At 53.7% G+C, this 23,179-nt stretch carries 18 protein-coding genes; 13 read left to right on the top strand and 5 right to left on the bottom strand.

The window, feature by feature from the left end; all coding sequences use genetic code 11:
• Positions 1 to 147 precede the first annotated feature (147 nt).
• Positions 148 to 1,128: a class I SAM-dependent methyltransferase gene (locus HG66A1_RS23545; RefSeq protein WP_145189874.1), complete on the top strand. Its 981-nt coding sequence runs from the start codon at positions 148 to 150 to the stop codon at positions 1,126 to 1,128.
• Positions 1,129 to 1,155: 27 nt separating this feature from the next.
• Here the strand turns inward: HG66A1_RS23545 and HG66A1_RS23540 are convergent, their stop codons facing one another.
• Both HG66A1_RS23540 and HG66A1_RS23535 read right to left on the bottom strand, forming a co-directional pair.
• Positions 1,156 to 2,181 carry a hypothetical protein gene (locus HG66A1_RS23540; protein WP_145189871.1) on the bottom strand — a complete coding sequence of 342 codons (1,026 nt, stop codon included), beginning with the start codon at positions 2,179 to 2,181 and terminating at the stop codon, positions 1,156 to 1,158.
• 198 nt (positions 2,182 to 2,379) lie between these two features.
• The gene (locus HG66A1_RS23535; protein WP_145189868.1) at positions 2,380 to 3,513 is read right to left on the bottom strand and encodes a DUF6263 family protein; all 1,134 of its coding nucleotides are present in this window, start codon (positions 3,511 to 3,513) and stop codon (positions 2,380 to 2,382) included.
• A 146-nt stretch (positions 3,514 to 3,659) separates the two neighbouring features.
• On the opposite strand from HG66A1_RS23535, the gene HG66A1_RS23530 reads away from it, so the two are divergent.
• From HG66A1_RS23530 to HG66A1_RS23510, 5 genes are all read left to right on the top strand, one after another.
• Positions 3,660 to 5,093, top strand: a complete 1,434-nt coding sequence (locus HG66A1_RS23530) for a sulfatase-like hydrolase/transferase (RefSeq protein WP_145189865.1) — start codon at positions 3,660 to 3,662, stop codon at positions 5,091 to 5,093.
• Between the two features lie 267 nt (positions 5,094 to 5,360).
• Entirely contained in the window at positions 5,361 to 7,436 is a 2,076-nt protein-coding gene (locus HG66A1_RS23525; RefSeq protein ID WP_145189862.1) for a hypothetical protein, read from the top strand.
• Positions 7,437 to 8,692: 1,256 nt separating this feature from the next.
• Entirely contained in the window at positions 8,693 to 9,148 is a 456-nt protein-coding gene (locus HG66A1_RS23520; RefSeq protein ID WP_145189859.1) for a hypothetical protein, read from the top strand.
• A 195-nt stretch (positions 9,149 to 9,343) separates the two neighbouring features.
• Positions 9,344 to 9,751, top strand: coding sequence for a hypothetical protein (locus HG66A1_RS23515; RefSeq protein ID WP_145189856.1), 408 nt, complete (start codon positions 9,344 to 9,346; stop codon positions 9,749 to 9,751).
• A 154-nt stretch (positions 9,752 to 9,905) separates the two neighbouring features.
• Complete coding sequence (locus HG66A1_RS23510; RefSeq protein ID WP_145193883.1) at positions 9,906 to 10,712, top strand: DUF817 domain-containing protein; 807 nt, start codon at positions 9,906 to 9,908, stop codon at positions 10,710 to 10,712.
• Positions 10,713 to 10,897: 185 nt separating this feature from the next.
• Here the strand turns inward: HG66A1_RS23510 and HG66A1_RS23505 are convergent, their stop codons facing one another.
• The 3 genes from HG66A1_RS23505 to HG66A1_RS23495 all read right to left on the bottom strand — a co-directional run bounded on the left by HG66A1_RS23505 (position 10,898) and on the right by HG66A1_RS23495 (position 13,640).
• Positions 10,898 to 11,314: a carboxypeptidase-like regulatory domain-containing protein gene (locus HG66A1_RS23505; protein ID WP_145189853.1), complete on the bottom strand. Its 417-nt coding sequence runs from the start codon at positions 11,312 to 11,314 to the stop codon at positions 10,898 to 10,900.
• A gap of 54 nt (positions 11,315 to 11,368) precedes the next feature.
• Positions 11,369 to 12,322, bottom strand: a complete 954-nt coding sequence (locus tag HG66A1_RS23500; RefSeq protein WP_145189850.1) for a DUF1559 domain-containing protein — start codon at positions 12,320 to 12,322, stop codon at positions 11,369 to 11,371.
• 151 nt (positions 12,323 to 12,473) lie between these two features.
• Positions 12,474 to 13,640 (bottom strand): GntR family transcriptional regulator, encoded by a 1,167-nt coding sequence (locus HG66A1_RS23495; RefSeq protein WP_145189847.1) that lies wholly within the window; start codon positions 13,638 to 13,640, stop codon positions 12,474 to 12,476.
• Positions 13,641 to 14,189: 549 nt separating this feature from the next.
• Here HG66A1_RS23495 and HG66A1_RS23490 point away from each other — a divergent pair.
• From HG66A1_RS23490 to HG66A1_RS23460, 7 genes are all read left to right on the top strand, one after another.
• Positions 14,190 to 14,642: a glycine cleavage system protein H gene (locus HG66A1_RS23490; protein ID WP_145042946.1), complete on the top strand. Its 453-nt coding sequence runs from the start codon at positions 14,190 to 14,192 to the stop codon at positions 14,640 to 14,642.
• A 52-nt stretch (positions 14,643 to 14,694) separates the two neighbouring features.
• A complete protein-coding gene (locus HG66A1_RS23485) occupies positions 14,695 to 15,732 on the top strand; it encodes an ATP-binding protein (protein WP_145189844.1) in 1,038 nt (345 codons plus the stop codon).
• Between the two features lie 45 nt (positions 15,733 to 15,777).
• Entirely contained in the window at positions 15,778 to 17,637 is a 1,860-nt protein-coding gene (locus tag HG66A1_RS23480; protein WP_145189841.1) for a prenyltransferase/squalene oxidase repeat-containing protein, read from the top strand.
• 83 nt (positions 17,638 to 17,720) lie between these two features.
• Entirely contained in the window at positions 17,721 to 19,568 is a 1,848-nt protein-coding gene (locus tag HG66A1_RS23475) for a polyprenyl synthetase family protein (protein ID WP_145189838.1), read from the top strand.
• Positions 19,569 to 19,929: 361 nt separating this feature from the next.
• A complete protein-coding gene (locus HG66A1_RS23470) occupies positions 19,930 to 21,072 on the top strand; it encodes an SUMF1/EgtB/PvdO family nonheme iron enzyme (protein WP_145189835.1) in 1,143 nt (380 codons plus the stop codon).
• Positions 21,073 to 21,361: 289 nt separating this feature from the next.
• The gene (locus HG66A1_RS23465) at positions 21,362 to 21,964 is read left to right on the top strand and encodes a xanthan lyase (RefSeq protein WP_197996766.1); all 603 of its coding nucleotides are present in this window, start codon (positions 21,362 to 21,364) and stop codon (positions 21,962 to 21,964) included.
• A gap of 511 nt (positions 21,965 to 22,475) precedes the next feature.
• Positions 22,476 to 22,943, top strand: a complete 468-nt coding sequence (locus HG66A1_RS23460) for a hypothetical protein (protein ID WP_145189832.1) — start codon at positions 22,476 to 22,478, stop codon at positions 22,941 to 22,943.
• The last annotated feature ends 236 nt before the right edge of the window (positions 22,944 to 23,179 follow it).

The raw sequence follows: 23,179 nt of genomic DNA, 5'->3' as shown, positions 1-23,179 counted from the left end.
GCCTTGGATTGATTCATCTTGACCTGTTTTGCTTCTCTGATTAGTGTTCACGCCAATCTGACCCGTTCTATTACGGCTCCGCTGAAATTCAAGGGGCCCAGACAGTAGAATTCTTCGAATTACAGGCGAAAAACGGTGGTGAATCAAATGGGACAAAAGCAATGCGATCTCTGTGCAGGAACCGAGTTTGAACAGATTGGAACCCGGGACCGACACAACCAGCCTCTGGAAAGCGTGATCTGCAAATCCTGTGGCCTGGTCGCCCATGGTCAGATTCCCAGCGACGAAGAGCTCGCCCGCTATTACGCCACCGAGTATCGTCAGAGCTACCACGGCGAAATGACTCCTTCCGATCGCCGCGTCATGCGAGCCTGGAATAACGGCGAACGAATTTTCAGTCAGCTGCAGCCCCACATCGAACCTGATATGGAAGTCTTCGAAGTCGGTGCAGGCATTGGCTGTACCGTCAAAGTCTTTGAACTGAATGGACACGCTTCGCGGGGAATTGAACCGGGCGAAGGTTTCCAGAATTATTCGCAGCAGCAACTTCTGACCAACGTCGTCCGCGGAGATCTCTTCGAACAGCCCCGCGACAAGAGCCACGAGCTGATTCTGCTCGTCCACGTGATCGAGCACTTTAACTCGCCTCGCAAAGCCCTCGAATACATTCGCGGCATGCTCTCCGACAACGGACTGTTCTACGTCGAATGTCCGAACATCGCGGCTCCCTTTGCCCGTCGCAGCAAAATGTTCCATTACGCTCACATTCATAACTTCACTCCCTCCAGCCTCAAAATGCTGGCCGAGAGCTGTGGCTTCCAACTGGTGCAGCAGTTCGGCACTCAGGAAGATCCCAACCTGCAGATGCTCTTCTCCTGCAGCGATTCAACCGAACTCACCATCGATCCGGATAATTACCGGGAAACGATGCAGGTCATCAACGCCGCCACTCCCCTGAAGTATCACCTGCGGCCTTATTACTTCACATCGCGCGTGAAAAAGGTCTCCAGCTACCTCAAGGAGCACCTGTCAGCCAAACAGTTCGTGGCAGACGTCATTCAGGAATGCCAACAGTTCGCTGCAGAACAGGAAGACGAAGCTCCCGAATCACTGCGTTCAGCTGCGTGACTGCTGACCGTCTGGTGTCACACAGTATCACTCGTTCTTGTTACTTGTCTGTTTGACTTCAGGCGCTGTCGGATATAGCCAGGGGCTCTGAGGGAGTCTCTGGATCTTTGTCAGCAGTTTGCCTTCCAGCGGCGCAGACAGTTCCGTGTAATTGCCCTCAGCATCCACTTGCCAGGCCCGTGCTCCCTGATCCTGATTCCAGGCCGCAAACGTATTAGCATCCAGCCAGCCTGCTTTCCAGTTGGAATTCCAGTCAGTCCAATGTCGGCTTTGATCAAACAGGTTCTGCAGACTCTGTTCCTTGTTTGTTTTGTCAGTTTCAATCGGGTGATACTCTGTAACGAACAGCGTTGCGAGTTCTGTCTCTTCTTTGAACAGACGGACTCGCAGTTGGAAGCCCGGCACTCCCTTTCGCTTTTCCCATTCACGTCGGATATGGAACTGGTAATCAGAGGAACAAACGATTCTAAACTTGTTTTCCCCCAACAGACTGCAATAGAGCGTCTTGCCTTCTGCTTCGAATTGATCGAGCAATTCCCGCAGCAGAACATAATCATTCCAGGTGAAATCGGTTTCGTTCCACTTTTTTCCTTCGGGGCCAGGCCACGTTCGGTTAGCTTTGAAATCGTGCAGTATCACGACATTTGTTTGATAGAGGATCGCGACCAGATTGCCGTCATTAGAAGTGACGGCTTTGTATTCTAGTTCCGGAATCCGTTCCGGTCCTACACCCCAGAAATCTCTCTCTTCAACGAGTGCTTTTCCATCTTCGACTACATCGAAATAGAGATACCCGGGAGGTTCATAGAACCATTCATATTCTGCATAGAGTGTAAGCGATCTACCATGAGGCAATTCAAAAGTCTGGAAAGGGTCAAGGGGCTGATCCAGGATATAGCTTTTGGCTCCCGTATAAAAAATCATGACGAACATGATTGTCACAGCGAATAGAACAGGGGCCAGTAACGCAACCCCGGCAGCCAGTGAAAGAGTTCCTCCGAGGTTCTTAATCCCTCGGATCAGAGACCAGATTTGAGAACGCAATGCCGACATGAAACTGGCTTCATTGATGAGATAAAAGAGAAAAGTGTCATCCTTTATCTTACTCTCTGGTCAACCAGTTACTACGGCAACCTCAAATTTCACAGACTCCAGTTTGATTTTGCATTTGGCACTGGAGTCAAAGCGGTATAATGCCACATAAGTCGAATCCCCCTTTCGTGCCTTTCGTGGTAGCAAAAAATACGTCAATCAATTCGCAGCCGGCTTTGGATTACTCCGCGGCGTAATCTTTGCCGAGGGACCCAGCGGGCGTTCTTCCTGATGCGGAAAGGCTCGGATCGTCGTCACGATCTGTTTCTGCTGTTCGAATTGTTTGCCGCTCTCCAGTTTGACGGTCGTCTCCAGGAAGCGTTCGATCCTGGATTCCAGCGGCAGCCCCGTCTGGCGGTCGATCAGACAGCTGCCAAACGATTTCCCGCCCCGGATAAACAGCTGCACCGATTTTCCATGCTGGTTGATCGGGCTGCTGATCTTTGAAGCTGCGATGTCACCGGCGATATTGATCCGGGCAATCTTGTCGTTGAGCTCCCGCAGCGTGTACTCAGTCTTCAGGACCATCGGAATCGGCTGCGTCAGTCGCCGGGTTTTCGTCCAGCTCTCACCCACACGCACCGCGCCCCCTTGATGCTCCTTGTTGATGTTATAAGGCAGCAGACCAATACTGTCGTCGATGAAGTTCGCCACCCCGTCGTCCCCCGAGGTCTCGGAGATCTTCGCCAGCACGGTTTCCCGCTGACTGACCGGCGTGTTCTGCAGACAGCGCTGCATAAACTGATCAAAGCCGACCAGCTCGATGATTTTGTTATCCGGTCCAATCCAGAAGGAGAACCCGTTCTGCACGAGTCCCTGGTAAGCCTGGACCTCCGGTGGTGCAGGGCCCGAACTGCGATTGGAATCGAACGAGACTTTCTCACCCGCGATGTCATGTGAATATTTCACACCCGAATACTGCACGCGCAAACGCTTGCGACCGTCTTCCTGAAGCTCCTCCACCGTCAGCGCCAGAATCAGCTCCAGTTTCGATTTACTCTGCACAACCCCGGCTGCCGAGGCCTGCGACAGCGTCTGCTCCACCGTCTTGATCATCGGAAAACGCTGATTGACGGCCAGTTTCAGCTCCAGCACCTCTACCTTTTCCTCACGCAGTGAAACCGGCGCGACTTCCACAGGCGGTTGCTGAGTCTGTTCCGCGACCGCTCCGGGAGGTTTGACGTCTTCCACCTTTTCCGACGATTCGTTCTGCTGCTTGTTCAAAAATGACCAGCCGGTCCCGGCAAGAATCACAATTCCGATCATCCAGCTGATATAACGCTTGCCCTGCATGGCGACATTGTCCAGAATAGATAAAGAAAACTAATGAATGTGCTTTTTCTGAGGTATTTCCGGCACAAAAGTTATCAGTAATACGGATTTAGTGAAAGACGAATTCAAACCGGCGCCTCGACCCGGGGGCCTGAGAGGGGAAGAGAATGCGATCTGCGATTTTAGTTGGTTTAACAACACTGTTTACGCTCTCCTGCTCCCTCTTGTTCGCTGCTGATGCGCAGCCTGAAACGCCCCGGCGACCCAATGTGATCCTGCTGCTCTCGGACGATCAGCGTCCCGATACCATCGCCGCCCTCGGAAACCCGGTCATCAAGACCCCCAACCTGGATCAACTCGTTAAACAGGGAACCAGTTTCACCCGGGCGACTTGTGCCAATCCGATCTGTACCCCCAGTCGTGCGGAAATCCTCACCGGTGTTGGTGGATTCCATAACGGTTCGATGGACTTCGGCAAGCCAATCAAATCCGATCTCCCCACCTGGTCCGAAACCATGCACAAAGCAGGCTACAACTCCTGGTATGTCGGGAAGTGGCACAATGACGGCAAGCCGGTGATCCGGGGCTACGATGAGACACTGGGCCTGTTTACCGGCGGCGGAGGTCGCTGGGCGGTTCCCTCCTACGATGGCAACGGTCTGCTGGTAACCGGCTACCGTGGCTGGATCTTTCAGGATGACGAGCGTCACTTCTTCCCGGAGAAAGGGGTCGGGCTGACCTCCAATATCAGCGAACACTTTGCTGACGCTGCCATCGAATTCATCGAACGCAAACACAACAAACCCTACTTCCTCCACGTCTGCTTCACCGCCCCCCACGATCCGCTGCTCATGCCCATCGGCTACGAACAATACTACAACCCCGATGAAATACCCGTTCCCAAAAACTTCCTGCCCGAGCACCCCTTTGATCACGGGAACTTCGACGGTCGCGATGAAAAACTGCTGCCCTGGCCTCGCACCAGAAAGGTCGTGCAGAACGATCTCTCCCTGTATTACTCGGTGATTTCGCATCTGGACTCGCAAGTCGGACGGATTGTTGAAGCCCTGAAAAAATCGGGGCAGTGGGACAATACCATTCTGATTTACTCCAGCGATCACGGCCTCGCTGTCGGCAGCCACGGACTGCGGGGCAAACAGAACATGTACGAACACACGATCAACGTTCCGCTGATCATCGTCGGTCCCGGTGTCCCCGCCGATCAGCGCTCGGCCGCGCAGTGCTATCTCCGCGATCTCTATCCCACCAGTTGTGACCTCGCAGGCATCCCCATTCCCAAAACGGTCGAAGGTAAAAGTCTGAAGCCGGTCCTCACAGGGAAGCAGGATGAGATCTACGAGGAAATCTATGGCTACTTCCGCGACTTCCAGCGCATGATCCGCACCGACCGCTGGAAGCTGATCCTCTATCCGCACCTCGATCGGGTCCAGCTCTTCGATCTTCAGAACGACCCGCTGGAGATGCACGACCTCTCCGCGGACCCCGCTCATCAACAGACCCGCGATGCTCTGCTCCGTCGCCTGAACGACTGGCGGAAGTCTCAGAACGACAAGTCGCTCGCTTCGGCAAAATCTTCCTGATTCAACCGGTCTGCTGCTGCGAATTTGATTTGGGGGTGTTCTCATTCTGATGGCGCTCCGGTTCGCTTTGTGGAATTTACAAGAAAATCCTTGACTGCTTTCCCTGTTGGGAAAATGTTATAAGTTGCTTGATACATATGGCTTGTGGCTTTGTTTGTCAGGTCACCACGTCAAATCGTCATAATTGGCATATTTTACGCTCTTCCCAAATGTCGTTCACATCACAACGCGGGCTTTTAAGATTTAGCCTTAAGGGGGAGAGTCAAGATGATCCAGAGAAAAAAACGTAGCTTACGACGGCCGTTTCGAATCCTGCTTTCGCTGGCATTGGCAGGCGGCATCTGTGGTGCCCCGGCTTTCGCAGCCGACAAGTCATCCCGACGCAGCGACAACAGCAGCAGTTCCAGCCGTAGTGACAAAGGCAGTTCCAGTCGCTCAATTCGTTCACAGAGTTCCTCAAGTCGTTTTAAAAGTTCAAGTCAAAAACAGAGTAGTCAGCCCAAATCGTCTTCTCAAAGTCGTCCAGGTCGCGTTACTCGCGATTTCAAAAAGAGTGCTGGCAAATCAACACCGCAGTCCTTTGATCGTGGGGCTCAAAAATCCCGCCCTTCCTTCAAGGTTGCACCGAAATCTCAGCGGCCCGATTTCAAAATGCCGCAGTTCGGTAAGAGCAGTGGTCTGAATCTCGGCACCAAAGACCTGCAGCCACGCGTTCCCGATCGCAAACGACCGGATTTCAAAAATCCCAATTTTAAAGTTCCGGATCGCAAACGTCCTGAGATCAAAATTCCAGACCGGAAGATCCCGGACCGCAAAGTGCCCGGCCTGAAGATTCCCGATCGCAAACCAGATCATGGCAAGTTTGTTCCCAAGCCCGGTAACAACGTTGTCCGTCCCCGACCGGACCGCAAAGACAACAACGTCTTTAAACCAGGCAAAGATGTTTTCAAACCCGGTAAGGGAAATCGTATCCCTCCCGTCAAAGGTATCTCTCGCGACGATCTGCTCGGCAAGCCCGGTAAGAACTCGGGGAAAACAACGTACCCCGGTAAAATTGATCTGTCTAAACACAAAGATCTGATCAAGGGAAAAGGCCATAAGTTTGGTCCCAAAGGCCCTTCGAAAAACTGGCTGGGTAAGAACGGCGTTCCCCTGGATAAAGATTTCTTCAAAGGCAAAAACATCAAGCCGATCAACGGCAACCTTGATAAGAAACTGAAAGCCGGTCAGCTGAATGCGTTGATTAACAGCAAGCAGAACAAGAACTGGCACCTCAAGAAACAGTTTGAACTGCACAAAAAAGGTGACGTCGCCCGTCAGTTGAAACTGAATCAGAATCTGCTCAAGCACGGCGGATGGCGGAACCGCAGCCTGTTCGGCAAAATGAACAATTCCTTCGTCAACACTCACTTCGGCTTCTTCTACGCCGGTTCCGGGTTCTACCCCAGCTACTGCTGGAGCCCGCACTGGAGTGCCTGGGTTGACTGGTGCTGGTGGGACTGGTGTCACCCGATCTGCGATCCTCGTCCACTGCTCTGTCGTCCGATTATCTATGATCCCTGTGGTCCCTGGGTCTGGTATGACTGCCCCGTCTGGCAGCCACTGCCCATCGTCACCTGTGGTACCTGGGTGGACGTGGAACCCATCGTGATTGACGCGGGTCTCGACCTGCAGATGCTGGCTGTCCGCTTTGTTGACTCCGGTCACCCGGAACAGGAACTCGGTCCCCGCTACCGCGTCTGGTTCCGCAATAACAGCGACGTCGATATCAACGCTCCCTTCAATGTCATGCTGCTGGCCTCCAACACTCGTGATGCGGTCGCAGGTGTTCCTGAAGCAGGTACGCGGGTTGATAACATCGCCGCTGGTCAGATTCAGTCTGTCGACATCCGTCTGCCATTCGAAGCCAGCATGATGTCGACCGATGCAGAAGGAAACCAGGTTCCCTTCGAACAACTGCACGTGCTGATCGATTCGCACCGCGAAATCCCCGAAGCCTTCGAGGAAAACAACGGTGCTGTGATGCCGCGTGTTGATGTTCTGCCCGTCGATCCTGCCCTGTTCTCGTCTGATTCCGACGTCGTCGTGAGCGGTGCCCTGATCAACCTGGCAGGCGAAGGTCTGGGACCGGAGCCCGGCAAAGTGCTGATCTCGATGAACGGAATGAACTTCGAAGCTGAGATCTACGGCTGGTACGATCTGGGTGTTCGGATTCAGGTTCCGGATCTGCCACTCGTCGATGCTGCAGAAGCCACAATGATCGTGGTGCGGGGCGACGAAGCGGTTTCTAATCCCATCGATCTGGTGATTGCACCACAGACGGCTGCACTCACGGCTGAGTAACGGAAGTGTGCGGGGGCTGGCTTGGAGCCAACCCCAGTTCCGATCGGGGAACAGGTCGCGTACCTGTTCCCCTTTTTTATTGCGCCCCGCCCGATCCGCTTTCAAATAGTCCCTCAATAATATCCTCCGCAACCACTCCCCGGTTTTCAGTTCACTTCTGTCTCTGAAAGGGAACAGATTGAACTGGAATCGCTTCTGCCGAAACGTATCCTGTTTCGCATCTGGCTCGCGCGCGAGACAGGTGATCTGCACCGAAACATCCTGCACCAGTGCTGAAACAACAGCTGAATCCGCATCGCTTTTCACTGACTGTTTACTGGAGCAGAACACACCCGTTCGCAAAGTTCGTCCCTCCATGTTCAGGGCAAACCAGGACACAAACCGGTCAGACGAGGACAAAATCAGGGACAGACCATGACAAAATCGGGCCACATCAGGACAAAATTTTGTCTTGACCCCCAACTGCCCTTTTCGAAATTACGAACAGCACTCAACAGACCATGTAGGGGCAGAGCCTGCGTGCCTGCCCGCCTGGAAATATTCCATCCGTTTCACCTCCCAAGGGAACCACAAACCAAATACCAACCCGGAGGGGCAAGGCGTCGGTAGCGTTTCTCTAATTGTTTTCAGCGTGATCATGAGGTCGACAGTGTTAGACTTGTAAGTGTTCACCGTAGACGAGGGTAGGTAGTTACTTGTTTGCAGGACTTCAACAGCAGAAAAGCCAAATTAGCCGCAGGGCATTAGCCCCGGTTGAAACGTCTTTGCTATATATCATCCGAATTAAGAAACGCTACCTGGCCGCCGGTAAAAAGGTCAACGACGACAACCAGAGCCACGGCCTAACCCCATCCCGCTCACAAAGAAAAAAACAGGGTGAGCCCGAATAAAATTCGGACCGAGCGCAGCGAGCAGGAAACTGACAGTGCTGCGTTCACGAAAGAACAACAAGGCAATCACAGGATCTCAGCCGTTAAAGCCGACCTTCATGAGTTCACACACTGCCCCTGACGATTTCCTGTAGCCTGCCAATAGAATCCAGACCAATCAGAAATTTTACGAAAACGAACTCCACCCCCGTACCTGAAAATCGTTAAGCTGTAGGGAACCTGTTTTCAGCAGTTGAGATCGTTAGTCCACAGAACACGAGTCAAACGGGAACAGAAAAATTTCGTGTCTTTCGTGTCTTTCGTGGTAGTAAACAAAACCATTTATAGATCGAGTCTTATCAGATATTCAGAGGAAGCAGCAGATCGATGAAACAGGATCGCGAGACAGAAGAATCAATCGACTTCGCCTCGAACCTTACGGGAACCTGGCAATCCGATTGGCCACGAACGAAACGGCATATCGACGCCGAATGTAAACTGACCGAAGAGAATATGATCGGACTCGAACTGTTCATGGGCAAGATGACGATCCGCTACGAAGAGACGCGAGCTGTGTTTACGATGCCTGAAATCAGATTCAGGAAAGAAGGTAAGGAACGCGTCCTGGAAAGCTGGACATTCGAGGAGCCCATCAACGTGCTGGACCAGACGGATTCGCAAATCGCACTTCTGTCAAGTGCGTGGAAATCCCATCTGGGGGAAGCAGATTTTATCAATATCATTACTTTCGAAAGTGCAGATACCTTCTGGCTCTACATGGGGCATTCGCCATTCGTAGATTTACATGTTCGAGAGTATTTCAGCAGAATCGAGCCGACGTAAAGTACAATTGAATTTCCCAGCAGAAAATTTTTCGTGTCTTTCGTGCCTTTCGTGGTAGTAACCCCAACCATATTCAAATTGAGCCAATGTGAATCAAGCGTTCTGTGGAAAAGAAACTTACCTCTGTGTCTGCCAATCATTAAGCTGTAGGGAACCAATTTCCAGCAAGAGTGATTTGCGAGTAAGGAATCAAAAATGTCTGAGAGGCAACAGTTTCAGGATTGGCTCGACTACCTGCCAGACTTTCTGCAGGAATTCCAGTCTTTCATGAATGAGAGCGATCAGGAGTATGACTATTCCCCTGAAAGCCTCGATGCCCTGGAGGAGTGGATTCTCAGCCATTATCAGGACACCGACGATTTATTGAAGAAGTCCGAAAGTCAGATCCTGAATCTTCTGGCCTGTTATATCGGAGAAACCATAATCAAAATCAAAGGAGGCCAGTGGGAACTCGATGAAGATCCCGATTCCGTCTATTACGGACGTCCTGTGATTGTCCTGCCACCATATGGAGACACTGTCTGTCCGATAACGCTTGCGACAGCTTCCGCGGATAGTAGAACGGGGAATTTTCTTAGCTCACTCGCTTGTAGCGAGGAATGAATACCTGAAAACAGGTTATCCCACCCCTGTTACTCCCGCATTTCTTCATCAGACCTCAGCAGAAAAATTTCGTGTCTTTCGTGCCTTTCGTGGTAGTAACCCAAAAAAATCGCAGTACCATCCCGCGAGCCCAAAACATCCCGAGGTAACACCACTGAAAACATTCCTGTATGAATTCTGGCTCTTCGGTATCAAACAGGCCTCGGCCTGTGTCTTCGGCGGGTTCCTGCTGGCGATGATCATCATCACCCGCTTCTGGTACCCTTTCGAATCGCTCTACCGTTACGATTTCCTCTTCCTGGCCGCCGTCGGTTTCCAGATCTTCCTGCTCGCCTTTCGTCTGGAGTCACCCAAAGAGGCGGTCGTGATTCTGATCTTTCACATCGTCGCGACCATCATGGAACTCTTCAAAACCTCCGATGGCATTAAGTCCTGGCAGTATCCCGAACCGTTCGTGATCGGCATCGGCAATGTCCCCCTGTTTGCCGGCTTCATGTACAGCGCGGTCGGAAGTTACATCGCCCGCGTCTGGCGGATCTTTGACTTTCGCTATTCCAGCTATCCGCCGCTCTGGACCACGGTCGCGCTGGTGACGCTGATTTACATCAACTTTTTTTCACACCATTACGTCACCGACATCCGCTGGCTGCTGATTATCGCCAGCCTGGTCATGTTCGGCCGCGTGCAGATCTATTTTCGCATGGACCGCATCCACCGGCACATGCCCCTGGTCGTCGGGTGGCTGCTCGTCGCGCTCTTTATCTGGTTTGCCGAGAACATTTCAACGTTTGCCAATGTCTGGGTTTACCCCACGCAACAGCACCACTGGCAACTCGTCTCCATCACCAAGCTCGTCGCCTGGTATCTACTGATGCTGCTCAGCTTCGTCCTGGTCTCCCTCGTCAACCGCCCGACAATCATGCCCCCCGCACTCCTGGAAGAAGAGCAAACAGCGAACTAAATTCCAGCAAGCCAAAAAGACTGAGCGGCAAGGCGCTACCGCCGGTAAATAAGGAAGACGGCTGCATTCAATAACACGATCTAACCCCATTCCACACAGAAAAACAGGGTCGGCCCGAATAAAATTCGGGCCGAGCGCAGCGAGCAGGAAACTGACTGTGAGACAGGCGACCAGCCCTCAAACCCTCAATCCGATAGTTCCAGCTTCAGATCCGCATCCCCTTCAGCAACAGTCACCTTCAAAGGCGAACTGCTCGGGTTCGAATACTTGATCGGGATGGAACTTTTCATGGAAACCCCCTCAGGCGTCGACTGAAAAGCATTCACCGTCACCTGATGTTCGCCAGGCAGGGCACCATCGTCTTTATTGAACGTGGTCAGCGTGAACTTTCCATCCGCATCCGTTCGACCCGAAGCCGGCTTACGTCCCTCAACCGGGTAGAGCATGATCGTGGCTTCGGGAACGGGTGCTCCCTTGTAGGTCACCATCCCGGAAACCGCGACGGTTTCCGGCAGGTCTTCCTGTTTCCCACCACAGCCGACCGCGATCAGCAAAGTCAGCAACAAAGAGCCTGTCATGGTCAGGCGGCAAAACGGAATCATGGCGTACTCCTGGCTCGTTCCGAACAGCGAATAAATCAGAGATGAGAGTGTCGATCAGTAAGTGAACCCGCCTGTAGGCAAACCGTCTTGCGGATTCCCCAGCTGCTGATACGTCTGGAAGTCCATGTTTTCACTGAAGAAATGCACGCTTCCATCCACCATCATGAAGTGCGCACCGCCGACGTGATAACTGGAAGAGGCAAAGCCGTCGATCCAGCCATGAGCTCCCGAACTGATGCGGGTCTGAGCACTCGGCCAGACGCGAAACGGATGATTGATCGGATAGGCGGTGGTCATCGGAGAATGCCAGGCCGCCCAGGAAGACCAGGCATGAAAGCCAGGAGAGTTTTCGCCCACAAACAGCACGTTCGAAGTGCCGTCCAGCACGTCACGCATTTTCATCGTCCGGTTGGGAGTCACAATCGAACCCCCGCCACCACTGGCCCGCAGTCCCATGCGGCGGTCGAACATCCCCTGGGGAATGGGTGACGCGCTCGCCGTCTGGTCATAGCCTCGTCCGTCAACCCCTTTATAAGTGGTGACGGCAATGTTATTCCGGGAACTGGAAGGACAACTTGCGGGAAAGCACCAGTTTGACCAGACCAGGTTGCCTCCACTCACGCGATCTGGCGTCGGATCGCTGGGACAACGGTAGACGGCCAGGGGAGTCTGGGCCACGGTCAGGTTACCCGCATCGACAATGTTCCCGCTGAAATTAATCTGGTTGTAGAGCGGCGCCTGATCGATATAGGGCAGAATCATCGATCGCCAGCCGAACGAATTGCCGGTATCCCCGTGACTGATGGGGAAGACACCATGGGCATCGTGATAATTGTGAGTCGCCAGTCCCATCTGCTTGAGATTGTTTTTACACTGACTGCGGCGGGCCGCTTCGCGTGCCTGCTGGACCGCCGGCAGTAGCAGGGCGATCAGGATCGCGATAATCGCGATGACCACAAGCAGTTCAATCAGAGTGAATCCACGACGTTTCAAGACGTTGCTTTGCATTTTTTAGCCCTCACAAACAGATGGAAAAGCGACGCCGGCCCGACAGAGCGGGGCGCTGATTCTGGACGTGTCAATGTCCGGCGACGATCTACCTTGGACAGGTCAAACTCACTTCGATAGGCGCTGAATCCCTTTCGGAATCTCTGGAGTTTCAAACGTTCGTATTTACAGGTCCCAGGGTCGTCCCCTGGTAAACTTCGACAGGCATGACTTCTGTCAGTGTGGTTTCGATGGCCATGCCTCCGGTTCGCATCTGGTTTAAAAGCTCTGCCGCCCGATGTCCCAGGCGGGTTTCATCCACGGTGACCGAAGCGATCTGTTGTTGCAGTACGCTGTGACGGACCTGGTCGCCCACGCCAATCAGCGAGATATCTTCCGGCATCCGCAGTCCCATTTTGGTCAGGTGTAGATAAATCCGTTCGGCCATCGAATCGAACGATGTGAAGATGGCCGTCGGACGATCGGGCCGTTCCAGCATCTGCTGCAGTGTGGACGCGATCTCCGCATCCAGTTCCTGCATGTCGATCACGCCGGGGGCACCAAAATAACTGTGTTCCTCTGCTAGTGTGCAGCCGACGTCGGCCAGGGCCTGCTGGAATCCCTCCAGATATAAATCGGTTGTCCGTGTACGGTGCGGGGCGAAGAACCCGCAACGGCGGTGTCCCTGTTCCACCAGCGCGTCTCCTGCCAGTCGGCCAATTTCGCGAAAGGGGAGTCCCAGCAGCGGCGCAGTAATACCTTCCACCGGACGATGGCAGAGTACCACGGGAATTCCCGCTTTCTGCAGCTGACGGATTTGATAACCAGGAGTCGGGGGCGTACTGGCGGGCACGATCGCCACGCCCCCGACCTGGTTATCGATAAGTTGTAGGATGACGTTGCCCTGTTTATCGACGTTGTTCCGCGTGCAGCAGACCAGCATCTGATTCTGGGTCTGGCTCGCCGACTCTTCGAAGCTGTGCTGTAGCGACGGGTAGAAGCCGGACAGGACTTCGGGAATCACCAGCGCCAGAATGTCCAGTCCGCAGGAGAGTCGTTGACGGGCCTGGTCACTGACAAAGGTTCCTTTGCCCTGGACCCGGCTCACCAGGCCCTCGCGTTCCAGCAGCCCCATTGCCTGTCGCACCGTGCTCCGCGCGCTGTCGAACAGGCTGGCTAACTGTTGTTCAGAAGGCAGGGCCGTTCCGGGCAGAATCTGGCCTTCCCGTATCTGTCGCTTGAGATGTTCCCCGATCCGCTCGTACTTGGTCCGCGTGGCATCTGCTTCTGAGAGCCCGGTGGGAGTTGTCGTGTCTAAGACGTCATGCGCGGAGAACAAGGTTAGATTTCCTCAAGTTCAGTATCAGTCATGAGATGAAAGGTACGTACAATGCCATACCTGTTGACTGGTTTCGATATTACCCTCGAAAAATCAGCTGTCAAACAAAATATTTAGAAAAACCAACGAATGTTTTGCCAGGAGCGGGAGTAAGGCAGGCTACCAGTTGTCAGAGGAACAGCGGAAAATCAGTGTCTTTCAGGAGATAGGTAGGTACAATAGGCATACGATATGCTTGTGGAGTGCTTCCGGCACTCGAAATCCCGGGATTCAGCTGGTTCAGCACAGCCAGGAGTTCACACCTGTGATCTGCATCCTCGGCTGACGGCCCGTCGATACAACCAGCCCCGCGTGAAAGTTTTACGGACCGGCGGTGATAAAATTTTTGGTTCCCGTCATTCGCGAGGGAATCCTGCTTGCATCCCGCGCACAAACTGTTTCTACTATTTAGGTAGTGTATATTGCGAAAAATCCTGCCCGTATCCGTTTTGGGATAATCCCCTGTTCCCCTGAGCCTTGTTCCAACGATGCTCACAGCACAATCCAACCATGCCTGACGATCTTGTCTTTATGATGGGGAATTTCGAGGCCCGAATTCCTCAGGACCGTGTTTATAGTAAGTCACACCTGTGGTTACTGCCGCAGGAGGACCATTACCGCGTCGGATTTACGGCTTACTCGGTTCGGTTGTTGCAGGATGTCTATTTCCTGGACTGGTTTATCGATCCGTTTACTGTGGTGCGGGAAAAGCAGAAAATCGGGGAGATCGAAAGTTCCAAGGCACTGTCTGACCTGTTTTCCCCCTCGGAAGGCAAGATCCTGGAATTTAACGAAGCACTGTTGAACGATCCCTCGGCCATCAATCAGTCAGACAATTACGACAAAGGCTGGCTGTTTGAGATGGAGTCAGATGCCCAGTGGTTGACCCCACCCGAGTATCTGCAACTATTAGACAGTGTGTGGGAACAGACACAGCGGATCATCAAAGGACAACTCAACTGAGAAACGATTTGATGTGGATTGAGTATCGTTTCGCGTTGAAAAGGTTTTCAGTATGGCTGACAAAAAATTAACAGTGGTGATCTCTCAGGCTCAGGGGAAAAATCCCGCCAAACGTGAGCTCGAAGAGACTCTCGCCGCCACACTGTTGATGGAACCCGAGATCGAAGTCTCGCTGGTTCCCCATCTCTACGATCTTTCCGCCGACCATACCGGCACCCTCTTCCTGCAGGCACTGCGGGGGGATCTGGTGATCCTCTCCTGGCTGTATCCCCGTGCCTGTCACTGGATCCTGGATCGCCAGGGAGTCCGCGGCAAGGAAGGGCACGTCCTGCTCAGAGAAGAAGTGGACGAAGACGAAGAAGAGGAACAGAAGCAGAACGCACCTTTCGAAAATCCCGAACGCAACAAAACAATCCCCGATCGACACATCTACTCGATCGACCTCCGCGTGAGTTCAAAGCCGGAAGACTACGTCCAGGAAATCAAACGTATCGCCGGCGAATCCCAGGTGCAGACCGTCCCCTTGATGGACATGCTGCAGTCCGCCCCTCAGCCGGCACAACTGGAAAAGTATCTCAAACCGCTGGACATCATCAACGCCGACAAAAACAACGGCGCGGAAACAACAGAAGACGTCAAACTGGAACCGACCAAACGCCGCTGGTATCCGGTCATCGATTACGGCCTCTGCACGAACTGTATGGAGTGCATCGACTTCTGCCTGTTTGGCGTTTACGGCGTCGACCAGGGGGGACAGATCCTGGTTGAAGAGCAGGACAGCTGCAAAAAGGGATGTCCGGCCTGCAGTCGTGTCTGTCCCGAGAATGCGATTATCTTCCCCGGTCATAAAACGCCGGGCATCGCCGGCGCGGATGGTGAAGTCGCTGGCCTGAAAATTGATCTTTCCAAACTGTTTGGGGCCCCTGATGCACTCGAGATGGCGGCCCGGGAACGTGATGCAGAACTGGTGGCGGACGGACGCGATGCCGTGGGCATGGGAGTCGGCCTCCGCAAGTCTTCCAAAGTCTCCAAGGCCACCGATGAAGAGCTGGAGGACTTGATGGACAACCTGGATGCACTCGATATTTAAACGTTCTCCTTTCCCATACGAAACTCCCGGCAGGAACAGACCTGAATGAGTGAGACCATCTCCTACCAACGCGTGCAGGCAGCCTCGCAGCGGGTTCGCGACTATCTGCTGAGTGCCCGTAATGCCGCCGGCCACTGGGAAGGAGAACTTTCGACCTCAGCTCTCTCGACAGCCACCGCCATCATGGCCCTTGAGATGATCCGTCGACAACGCCCCGCCGACGATGATTCGCTCAACGTTTACATCGAACAGGGCATCCGCTGGCTGTCCCGGCACCAGAACCCCGATGGCGGCTGGGGTGACACCGTCAAGAGCTTCAGCAATATCTCCACCACGATGCTCTGTCATGCCGCCTTTCATGCGACGAAAAATACAGAGCACTATGTCTCCCACGTTGTCAACGCCCGTCAATACATCGACCGGGTGGGAGGCGTTAAAGCCGTCGTGGAACGCTACGGCAAAGACAAAACGTTTTCCGTGCCGATCCTCACACACTGCGCCCTGGCCGGACTCGTCAAATGGAAAACCATTCCCGCGCTTCCGTTTGAACTCTCCTGTCTGCCGCATCGCTTTTACAAAACCGTCAAGCTTCCCGTGGTCAGCTACGCTCTGCCCGCACTGATCGCCATCGGTCAGGTCAGGCACCACTTCTGTAAGCCCCGCAATCCGATTCTGCGGCTGATCCGTAAGCTGTCTGTTAAACGCAGTCTGAAAAAACTGATCGAAATTCAACCCGAAAACGGCGGCTTCCTCGAAGCTGCCCCGCTGACCAGTTTCGTCACCATGAGTCTGGCCGGCATGGGACTCGTCGATCATCCGGTCGTACAGAAAGGACTCGCGTTCCTGCTCGACTCCGTACGCCCCGACGGCAGCTGGCCCATCGACACCAACCTCGCCACCTGGACGACGACGCTATCCGTCAACGCCCTGGAAGGCACGCTGTCGGAATTCGAAAAAACGCCGATTCGCGAATGGCTGATTCAACAGCAATACACCGAACTTCATCCCTACACTGCAGCCGAACCCGGAGGCTGGGCCTGGACCGATCTGCCCGGCGGCGTACCCGATGCCGACGATACCCCCGGCGCTATCCTCGCTCTGTTGAACCTGCAGACAGACGATGCCGAAGAGGCCTCACCCGAATTGCGGACCTCTCTGCGGAACGGCGTCAACTGGCTGCTCGATCTGCAGAACTCCAACGGCGGCTGGCCTACTTTCTGTCGCGGCTGGGGGACGCTCCCCTTCGATCAAAGTGCTGCAGACATCTCGGCACACGTTCTGCGGGCGCTGGATGCCTGGCTCAAAACGGATGCAACAGCCGAAGAGAGCACTCTACGCACTCGGTCAACCCAGGCCATCGAACGCGGCTATAAATACCTCGCCGCCCAACAGAGGCCCGACGGTTCCTGGCTACCCCTCTGGTTCGGGAATCAGCATGTCGATGATGACGAGAACCCGGTCTACGGGACGGCACGCGTGCTGGCTGCCTATGCAGACGAAGAACGTCGTGCAATGCCCCAGGCGGAACAGGCCATCCAGTTTATGCAAAGCGTACAGAATTCCGATGGTGGCTGGGGCGGCGCGGAAGGCGCACCGTCCAGCGTGGAAGAGACAGCGCTCGCCGTCGATGCTCTGCTGTCCGTGGGACTTTCGCTGGAGAATCCCTGCCTGCAACAGGGGCTGGGCTGGCTGCTCGATCGCGTCGAAGCAGGCACCTATACAGAGACCACACCCATCGGGTTTTACTTTGCCAAACTCTGGTATTTCGAACAACTTTATCCAGTTATCTTCTCTGTTTCTGCCTTACAAAGGGCGGAAACGGTTTTTAAAAAATGTCCGGATGAGAAATTTAGATTGTCGCTTGAAGGAGCAGATTCCCCTATAATGTCCGTAAAGGAAAAATAGGTCCCACCTGCGTTCTCAAGCCTGATTTTCTACATTCATTGTGTTACCACTCGAATGAGATACTAACCATAGAGGAGTCTTCCGTGTCCATTGCGCCTTTAGACCAGGAAAGTTCCGAAGACAAACGCGTCCCCGCTCACGATCAAGCTGAGGGCCGTGCTTCCGAAGATCCCAAACCGGTCAAAAGAAAACGCCGCAGTACCAGCCATCTCAAGGCGGTGCCGGAAACCCTTGCGCTGCGCGAAGAGATGAAAGCAGAAGCCGAGAAGTACGTGCAACGTCTCGACTGCTCCAATCCCTTCACCAAAGCGATGCTGGAAGACTGGTCGCGCGAACTGCTGGCGGAAATGGAACAGCCCGAAAAATTCCTCGGCTTCATGATGGTGCTGATCGGCAACTTCTTCTGGAAACGCCAGTTCCTCGCGATTCCCTTCGAACGCCGCCTGCTCCTCCTGCCGCACTGCCTGAAACACGCCGAAGGCTGTCCCGCGGAATACGATGAGTTCGGCCTCGACTGCGAAAAATGTGGCGCCTGCTCTATCGCTGACTACAAAGTCAAAGCCGAAAAGCTGGGCTACAAGGTGCTCGTCGCCGAAGGTTCCCCCGTGGTCCTCAAGATTATCGTCGGCGGTTACGTGGACGGCATCCTCGGGGTGGCCTGTCTCAACGTGCTGGAAAAGTCGATCGACAAAGTCCTCATCGCCGGCGTACCTTCTTACGCTGTCCCCCTGCATTCAGGCGACTGTAAAAACACCAAGATGGACGAGCCCTGGATCTGGGAAGTCCTCGAGAAATATGAACCACTCGAACAGCCGCTGACCCGCAGCTATCTGCCCACCATGCGGGCCGCCAACTCGCTGTTCGAAGAACACTTCGACGAAATTCTGCCGCCGCTCCGTACGAAAACCGAAGCCGCCGCCCGCACCCCGCTGGGCAAGACCGAAGCTATCGCTTACGAATGGCTCAAGCATGGCGGCAAACGCTTCCGGCCCTTCATCACCCTGGCTGCCTACGATGCTCTGATCAAGGCACAACAGGACGAGGCAGCAGACAGCAGTCAGACTTATCCGCTGGGCGTGCAGAAAGCCGCGATGGCCATCGAGGTCTTCCACAAAGCGTCACTGATTCACGACGACATCGAAGACGATGACCAGTACCGTTACGGTCAGGAAACCCTGCACCGTCAGCACGGCACCGGCATGGCCATCAACATCGGCGACTACCTGATCGGCATCGGTTACCGGCTGCTCAACGAAGCCCGGGCCGACATCGGTGCTGAAGCCGCTGCAGATCTGGTCGAAAAAATGGCCGCCGCACATCTCAAGCTCTGTGAAGGGCAGGGGGCTGAAATGGCCTGGCAGGAAAGCGAGACCTTCGAACTCTCCCCGCTGGATGCCTTACAGATCTACGCTCTCAAAACGTCCCCCGCATTCGAAGCCGCCCTCTATGCCGGCGTGCGGATGACCGGCTCCGCTGGCGAGTACGAAGAACTGATCTCTTCCTTCTCACGTCAGATCGGCGTCGGCTTCCAGATTCTGAACGACCTCAAAGACTGGCGCGGCGATGACAACAACAAGCTCATCTCCGGTCAGGACGCCCTGGCGATGCGGCCCACACTGTTACTCGCCCTGGCCCTGCAGGCCGGCGACGATCAGCAGAATGCCGAACTCAAAGAGATTCTCAACGGCGGCGGTCCTTCGGACTACGCACGCATCAACCGGCTACGGAAAATCTACGAAGCCTGCGATGTCTTCACGAAAGCCGAAGTCCTGGTCGACAAGTCACGCGACCGGGCCGAAGAACTGGCCGAGAGTGTCCAGAACGAAGACCTGAAACAGCTGTTGAAATTCTTCTGCGAAACAGTACTGGCCGAAGAAACCCCCGAGGTCAAACCCGATCTCCCGGTTCTGATGCCACAACCAATCGCCTAGATCCCTAGGTTTCAAAGACACGATTTCGCGGGTAGGCCCGAATAGAATTCGGGCCGAGCGCAGCAAGCAGGAAATCACAGGGAAGAAGAGCAACGAGTCAGTAATCGCGCCTCACCCTGAGCGGCAAAACGCCAGCCGCCGGTAACCCGGTAAAAAAGAAAACGTTGAACTGATCAACCACCCCCAGGCTCTCACACAGGGCAGGGGTTACACCATTAGCCGCAGGGCCTTAGCCCCGGTTGAAACGACTTTGGTATGGCCCATTCAAATTTAGAAACACGAACTGCCGCCGGTAACCAGTGAAAACGTTGATTTGATCGTTCGGTCTCCAACGCCTTCGCAAGCACAGGAAACAGTTCTCATGCAAACCGCTTCGCTCTACAAGCTGTGGTTTCTCCTGCTGATGCTTGGCATCCTCACGGTGCCGGCTCCAGTCCTCCTGGCAGAGGAATCAAAGGCTCCCGGGAAACCCGACCGCTTTCCGTTTCCGATCAAAGTCGACGTGAAAGCAGGCAAAACAGAGGGCTTACCAAATCGAGTACAGAATCCCGCATCCGGAATGTGGTATGCACTGGTTCCCGCAGGCACCTACATGATCGGCTCAGATCAGGTTTGGGATTCCAAAGAAATCCAGGTGCAAATGAGCTCTTATTATATCTCTGAAACGTGCGTGACCCGCTCCCAGCTTGGGCCGGAATTGTGGAAACACATGCAGCAGGCAGATTGGCATGATGAAAAGATAGATAGTCAGGTCCGCCAGTTTCCCGAAGAACTACAGGTCAAATTTCGGTTACTGGAATTTATGATGACTTACGAGGATGAGCGCGGCATATGGAGAGGAATGCTGGAATTAAATCCAGATTTAGCAAGAGACTTTGATGCAGCCTATGCAGAGTTTTTGAAAAGTGTGATCAACGATGAGAACCCCGAATCAGAAAAAGAGCAAACGCTGGAAGAAGGGCTTCAGAGTATCAGGCTCTCACCCAGGCAGAAACAGACCATCACCAGGGTGCAGGAAACTGTTTCAGCGCATCTGAAGGATCCGCAACGAGGGCAGGCTCCCTATGATCATGCTTCAAACGACAATGCAGTCACTTATGCTGAGTGGAAAGGAGTCGATCTGCCCACGGAAGCACAATGGGAAATTGCTGCGCGACTCGCGTCAGCCAACAAACTGACAGTTCATCACATGGTAGGCAATCACTGGGAATATTGCTCCGATTTTTATGCTTACGATTACTTCCAACGCGAGAATGACTTCAAAGATCCAACAGGTCCCCGTAAAGCCAAATGGAGCAGGGATCAACTGGAGCGGGAAAAGAAAGCAGAGCTTCCCTCCAGTTTTGGGTTTTTTAACTGGTTGCTGCGGGTATCAGTGAAAATTATCGTCCTCCGCGGAGGTAGTCTCTCCGGACGTGAGTACTATCCATCAAAGATCCAGAGTCCAGTAGATTCAGAAAAGCCTCACCGAATCAGGCTCGTCATCAATCCTCGCCAGAAATAATCCACACAGAGCCAGCTTCTGGTGTTACAATCTCTTTTTTATAATCACCAGACCCTGAGCGGCACAGCGCGAGCCGCCGGTAAAAGAAAAACGTTGAACTGATCAATCAACCCCAGGCTCTCACACAGAGCAGGGGGTACGCCATTAGCCGCAGGGCCTTAGCCCCGGTTGAAACGACTTTGGTATGGCCCGTTTAAATTAAGAAATACGAACTGCCGCCGGTAAACTCTCCAGCGATGAACCTACTTACCGGTGGCTAGAGCCATTCCGCTCACAGAAAACAGCACTCATGAAACCCACAAGCATTCTCGCGAACCTGCTGGCCTGCCTCTCGATTTCACAAACACACCTCCATTCCAGCGAACCCACGCCCCAACTCAAACCCCACCCCGAAGCAGTCGCCAACACCCACGCTCCCGGCGAAGTCGATAAACCTGAACTCGTCCCCTTCATCGTGCCCGATCCCACAAAACTGAAAGGCATCGTCGTCGATGAAACCCAGGCCAGGCTCGTCGGCACCTGGCAGTATTCCACGCACACGCCCCCCTACGTTGGTCTCGGCTATCTGCACGATCAGAAAAAAGGGAAGGGGGAGAAAGCGGTCATCTTCACTCCCGATCTGCCTAAGTCCGGCCGCTACGAAGTCCGGATGTCGCACTGCTACAACATCCGCAGATCCACCAACACCCCGGTCACGATCCACCACGCCGCCGGCGAAAAAACAATCCGCATCAACCAGCAGCAGATCCCCCCGCACAACAAACTCTTCCGCACCCTGGGCACCTACCACTTCGTCAAAGGCAAATCAGGCTGGGTGAAAATCTCCAACGCAGGCACCGACGGCAAATACGTCATCGCCGACGCAGTTCAGTTCATCTATGTCGGCGAATAAACGTTTCGCGTCTTTCGTGGTATTCACCGAGTCGGATGAATGCAATTCGGGGAATCCGCGAGTTCTAAAACAGACGTAGGGCGCGGCCCTGTGTGGCCGCCCGCCTGGAGACATACAACCTGCTTCCGCTTTCGATGGTACCAGAGAAAACATCCGGGGTGGGCTCGAATGCAATTCGAGCCGAGCGCAGCGAGCAGGAGGTCACAGCTCACTCAACCATTCTGAAACAGAGCTTCCGCAGCGCATTAAGTTGAATGAAGCAAGGGCCTGCTCCATCATCCGCTCACACATCCACCTCCTGTTGCCTGCGGCAATATCTGATTGTTTCCGATACCACCCGCGGGTTGATCGACGCCCTGAGCACCTTTCGCTTCGATACAGACAAAATCTCTGGCAAAGACACCGACCCTCAATTCGTCATTGCTACTGCATGCTAAAACGTGTATGTTTGTGAGTGACTTGCGTTGGCGTTTGAGTGAGTCAGAAAATGCAACAAAGAGAGGGGGCCTGGATGAGTGATTTCGAAAGTGACATGAACACCGTAAAACCTGCGGTTACCAATACGGTCTTGAATTCGATCAATTGGAAGTGGGTCATTATTTTAGGTATCGCGGGTGGGGGCTGCATCCTCGGATCGATGGCAACAATCAATTCGTTGCAGGCGGAAGAAAAAGAATTTGAGGGCAAGTTAAGCAACATCAGGATGGGGGAACTTGCCAAACCGTCTCACGAAATCCCGGTTCAATATCGAAATGTGCCACGCGGCTCTCGTGTCCTGATCCCTCTGGTTCCCAAAATACGGACCAATTCAAAGCAAACGATCGAACTGGCAAATCAACTCGAAGATACCCAAAGCATGATCTTTGTTCTTCAGTTTGGGAAACCTCTTGGATACCTGATCCTGGCAGGTGCCGTGATAGTACTGGCACAAGGACTGTTACGAGGCCCCCTTAACAACAAAAACAGTCAATCCACTTGAGCTGCCAGTCTGCCATACGCCCGGGATTGTTGCTGAATGCAAGTGCCTCCCCGTTTCTCTATCTCGGCGAAGAAACCTTTTCGTGCTTTTCGTGGTAGCTAAAAATTACTCTTTCGAGTGATTGTGTATGAGGCGTTGACTTGGTGAAAGTATAAACAATCTAACCGGCCCTTGGATGTAACAATCTACTGCAATCATCCAGGACTTATAATCGCTTATGACAGTTGAAGGTAATA

It is taken from the genome of Gimesia chilikensis (genome assembly GCF_007744075.1).
Taxonomy (GTDB): domain Bacteria; phylum Planctomycetota; class Planctomycetia; order Planctomycetales; family Planctomycetaceae; genus Gimesia; species Gimesia chilikensis_A.
Note: the sequence above shows the minus strand (reverse complement) of the source record. Positions and strands in the feature narration are given on the sequence as shown.